General features: G+C 70.5%; 3 protein-coding genes. All 3 read left to right on the forward strand.

Annotated elements, in window-relative coordinates; translation table 11 throughout:
• Nucleotides 1-701: BadF/BadG/BcrA/BcrD ATPase family protein (locus VGF12_RS08735; protein ID WP_331175649.1), on the forward strand; the 701-nt coding region annotated here is incomplete at its 5' end.
• A complete protein-coding gene (locus VGF12_RS08740) occupies nucleotides 698-1,426 on the forward strand; it encodes a GntR family transcriptional regulator (RefSeq protein ID WP_331175650.1) in 729 nt (242 codons plus the stop codon). The genes VGF12_RS08735 and VGF12_RS08740, both read left to right, overlap by 4 nt.
• A partial coding sequence (locus VGF12_RS08745; RefSeq protein WP_331175651.1) for an amidohydrolase family protein occupies nucleotides 1,426-2,163 on the forward strand: 738 nt, incomplete at its 3' end. The genes VGF12_RS08740 and VGF12_RS08745, both read left to right, overlap by 1 nt.

Raw genomic sequence — 2,163 nt, forward strand, 5'->3', positions numbered from 1 at the left:
GCGCTGCCGGCGTACCGGGGCTGGAACTGAGCCGCTGCGGTTTGGGCCTGGGTCTGTCCGGCACAGGCGTGCCGGCGCAACTGCAGGCGTTTGTCGCAGCCGATCCCGGCGTGGCACGTTTCACCCTTGTCACCGACGGTCTCGCGGCCCTGCTCGGCGCTCACGGCGGCGAGCCCGGCGCACTGCTGATCTCGGGCACCGGCTCGGTCGCTGAGGCCTTGCTGCCCGATGGCAGCCGGCGCATGGTGGGCGGCTGGGGTTGGCAGATCGGGGACGAGGGCAGCGGCGCCTGGTTGGGCCAGCAGGCGATGAAGCTGGCCCAGGCCGCCTACGACGGCCGGGCTACAGCCGGTGCGCTTGTGCAGGCCGTGTACCGCCAGGCTGGCAGCACGCGCGAGGGGCTGCTGGGGTTCTGCGCGCAAGCGGGCCAGGGGGGCTATGCCAGCCTCGCGCCTCGGGTGTTCGAGCACGAGGCTGACGACAGCGCCGCGGCAGCGCTGTTGGCCGAAGCTGCACGCGCGTTGGACGCCTTGGCCGCGGCCGTCTCTCCCGAGCTGCCACTGGCCTTGGCCGGCAGCATCGCGCTGCGCCTCGCGCCGCGCCTCAGCCCGGCCCTGCAGGCCCGTCGCGTCGAACCCCAGGGCGATGCCGCCAGCGGCGCGCTCTGGCTGATCCAACAGCAAGCAACGATCCCCGCATGAGCGCTGTTTTCGATTTCAAGCCCGACCCCAACGCTGCGTCGCCGCTGTACATGCAGCTGGCGCAGAGCCTGGCCCAGGCCATCCGCGATGGCGTTTTCCATACCGACGAGGCCTTGCCGAGCGAGCGCGTGCTCGCCGAGCAACTGGAGCTGTCGCGAGTCACCGCTCGCAAGGCCATCGACCGCCTTGTTGAGCAGGGGCTGATCATCCGCAAGCGCGGCTCGGGCAACTACATCGCGCCCAAGCTGGAACAGCCGCTGACCCGCCTGACCAGCTTCTCCGAGGAACTGCACCAGCGCGGCTTCGTGCCCGGTTCGCGCTGGCTGCTGCGCGGCTTCACGCCGGCGGCGCCGGACGAGCAGTTGTCGCTGGAGCTCAAGAGCGGCGAGCGCGTCGCGCGCCTGGAGCGGCTGCGCCTGGCGGACTCTGTCGTCATGGCTTACGAGGTGTCGGTGCTGCCGCAGTCCGCGCTGCCGGACCCGCAGAAGGTCGAGGCCTCGCTTTACTCTCATCTTGGCGACCGTGCGCCTGTGCGCGCCCTGCAGCACATCCGCGCGCTGAACGCCGATGCCAAGCTCGCGGGTCTGCTGGAAGTGCCCCTGGGTGCCGCTGTGCTCTTCATCACGCGAGTCGGCTACCTGGCTTCAGGCCAAGCCGTGGAGCTGACGCATTCCTACTGCCGCAGCGACTATTACGACTTCGTCGCCGAAATGAGGCGGGACTGATGCGGCTTGAAGGCGACATCGTCACGCCGCAGGGCATGATCACCGGCCACCTGGACATCGCCGATGGCCGCATCGCCGCCATCGAAGGCCGGCCCATCGATGCGGCGCGTGCCGGCGAGGGCGGCCGGCCCCTGCTGTTGCCCGGTTTCATCGACACCCATGTGCACGGCGGAGGCGGCCGCGACGCGATGGAGGGAGGCGACGCCATCGCGGAGATCGCGCGCCGCCACGCCCGCCACGGCACGACGGCGCTGCTGGCGACGACGATGACGGCGCCTGTCGGCGAGATCGAGGCGGCGCTGCACGCCATAGGCCCCGTTTGCCGAGAGCGCGGCGAACAGTCCGCGCGCGTGCTGGGCGTGCATCTCGAAGGCCCATACATCAACCCCGGCCGCCTCGGAGCACAACCCGCCCACGCCATTCCGGCGACGCTGGACGAGGTGCTGCGGCTGAACGCGATCGCGCCGATCAAGGTGCTGACGATGGCGCCCGAGGTGCCCGGCCACCTCGCGCTGATCGGTCCGTTGCGCGATGCCGGCATTCGCGTGCAGATCGGGCACAGCAACGGCAGCTATGACGACGGTGTCGCCGCGCTTCGCGCCGGCGCAGCCGGCTTCACACATCTCTTCAATGCGATGTCGGCCCTGCATCACCGCGAGCCGGGCATGGTGGGCGCGGCCCTGGCCCATGCTGAGCATGCTGAGCTGATCCCCGACCTGCTGCACGTGCACCCAGGC

The organism is Roseateles sp. (genome assembly GCF_036404855.1).
In the GTDB taxonomy this organism is placed as follows: domain Bacteria; phylum Pseudomonadota; class Gammaproteobacteria; order Burkholderiales; family Burkholderiaceae_C; genus Pelomonas.